Below are 2,514 nucleotides of genomic sequence, written 5' to 3'. Positions count from 1 at the left end.
TTTTACCACATGGCAAGTGTAACGTTTAAACACTTTAGCTTGTTTTATCTCGTGTGTTTCGTCCCTATGACATCCATAAGTGGTCCCTTATAAGTAAAATGTCATATCGCTTATTCTCGCTCTTATTGCATTATTGTTAAAATAGCACTTCTTGATGGTCTAGCCTACATGAGGCCTTGATTCTCAAATTAAACCTTCTTTATGTTCAATTCAATAATCCTATTTCCTTTTTTTCGCAGCCTATCACGTACTTCGACATCATTCTCACGGTCAAATATATCTAATGTTAACACGTAAAGTTTAGCTATTCGAATATAACACCGAAACTAACATTTTCAAAATTCAAATATGCGTTACAAATTTCAGAAATATAGTAAGGTTCAAGTTCTTGGATAAATCTCTTAGTAATAAACAATCCAAATCCAGATACATTATTACAATCATTTTCAAATAATTGGATTTCCGCATCAGTATCATCATTAGCAACAATTATTTCTACATTTTGATCAATTAACAGAATAGCTTTTTCATGAATTTTAATCAACTTATCAATTTCTTTATAAATATTATCCTTTTGAAATTCTATCTCAATTAAATCAAAATCAGTTTCATAATATTTACGATCATCATATTTATAGCTATTTACTTCAATTTCTTCAGTATATTGTTTCATAAATAAATTACAAATTACTTCAATCTCTTGTTTCTTTAATTCTTGTTCTGAGAGATAGGTATTAACTAACCTCACTATTTAACAACTCCTGTCTCAATTAAATATTTGTACTGTGAATCACTTAATTTGAAAGCTGTATTTATGGTTCCATCTGCGTTAATAAAAGTCCACTGTTTAGTATTTTCATTGTAAATATGAGTTCCTTCAACATTTCTATATTTCCCTTGTTTTTGAACTCCAGTATTAATAAGCTCTGAAACATCCTTTTTGAATAGTTCTACACTAGATTTACTACCATCAGGATAACTTCCAAAATCATTTCTATGCTTACTGAATGCCTTATCTATTGAACTTTGTTTGAAAACAACATCATCAGCATTGTTAACAAATTTAACCGTACCCTATGTTGTAATCTTAAAATCCGCTAATAAAAAAAACAATCTATCTTAAACCTTATTAAACTACCTCTTCCTCCTTTATTATCGGTAATTCATAAGCTGTTTTGTGCTTCAACATACCAAATATAATGTTTACAAGCCGTCTCATTATACAAACCAATGCCTGTCCCTTTGTTTTGCCTTCTTTTAGTTTCCGTTGATAGTATGCATGGAATACTGGATTCCTTGGCAGCTTACTTCCTTTTGCCACTTGTACTTGCTGTACGGCTAAGTTGTAAAATAAAGTGTGTAGCGCCCGATTTCCCTGTTTGCTTTTTTGTTCCCTTCCTTTCCCACCAGAGCCAAAGTAAACAGGCGCAATGCCCGCAAATCGTGCTAATTTGTTGGCATTCGGAAAACGGCGTACATCGCCTATTTCTGCAATTAAAGCTGAAGCTGTAACGAGATCTATGCCTGGCATCGTGTCTAATTGAAAGTCTAGTAAACTCATTAACCCTTTTAATTCTCGTTCCACATAGCGCATTTCCTGCTTCTTAAATGAAATGTCTCGCACGATGCTCTTTACTAGAAAGTCTCGTATTTCTTGGTGTTCTCTTATTGTGGTTCCATCCTCTTTCACCAACTTTAAAATTTCACTCGCTTTTTTCACCGAACATGTATTGCTACTGGCTTCTAATAAAAATATGGTCAATTGCTTAACACTTACCCCTTCTAAACACGGTGGAGACGGGTATCGTTTCCAAAATGCCAATGCTGTTTTTCCATCTACCTCTGAAAAAAACTTTTTATAGCTTGGATAGTGGTGACTTAATTGAATATGCAGTTGGTTCTTTAAAGCCCCTTGTGCCTTGACTAATGCATTTCTTCTAGTGACTAGCTGTTGTATCGACCAATATAAATCATGTGGTTTAGCATCTGGTAACTGGTCTAATTTGTTCACCAAAATTCTGGCTACACATTCTGCATCCCAGCTGTCACTTTTTTGTGTGGTCATGTGACTTTTGCGTTCAGCGTATGAAAGAGCTGGATTAACTTCTTTTACAACTTGTCCGTGCTCATCCAAAAACTGCGCTAATGCTCTTCCGTAGCCCCCAACATCTTCTAAACCAAAAATAGGTGTCAAACCATCGTCCATATGTTTATAAATATCCAGTAAAAACGTTGAAAAAGCAGACGGTTTATTTTCAAACTTTATTTCGCCTAACTTCTTATGCCAACAATCAATAATCACCGCTACATGGTGATGCTTATGTAAATCGACTCCAATATATAAGTGTTTCTGTTTTTCGTGCATTAACTTATCCTCCTATTCAATGGAATGAAAATGCCGGCAACCTTAGTTCGAGCGTTCACCAACTGGTGCGCATTGGTACGAAAGCCTATCCATTTTCACCGTTATATGAAGATATATAAGTAAATGAGCACCTTTTTTAAGTAGCCCTT

Annotated in this window: 3 protein-coding genes; all 3 read right to left on the bottom strand. The window is 34.4% G+C overall.

The genetic code is table 11. The annotated features are described in order from the left end of the window. Window positions 1-304: 304 nt before the first annotated feature. Entirely contained in the window at window positions 305-748 is a 444-nt protein-coding gene (locus tag C9J37_RS27355) for a hypothetical protein (protein ID WP_107897920.1), read from the bottom strand. Continuing rightward, a complete protein-coding gene (locus C9J37_RS29850; protein WP_107897921.1) occupies window positions 748-1,020 on the bottom strand; it encodes a colicin D domain-containing protein in 273 nt (90 codons plus the stop codon). The genes C9J37_RS27355 and C9J37_RS29850 overlap by 1 nt, the downstream gene beginning before the upstream one ends. Window positions 1,021-1,129: 109 nt before the next feature. Beyond that, a complete protein-coding gene (locus C9J37_RS27345; RefSeq protein ID WP_107897919.1) occupies window positions 1,130-2,365 on the bottom strand; it encodes an IS110 family RNA-guided transposase in 1,236 nt (411 codons plus the stop codon). Between the last annotated feature and the right edge of the window lie 149 nt (window positions 2,366-2,514).

It is taken from the genome of Lysinibacillus mangiferihumi, from assembly GCF_003049665.1.
Lineage (GTDB): Bacteria > Bacillota > Bacilli > Bacillales_A > Planococcaceae > Lysinibacillus > Lysinibacillus mangiferihumi.
Note: the sequence above shows the minus strand (reverse complement) of the source record. Positions and strands in the feature narration are given on the sequence as shown.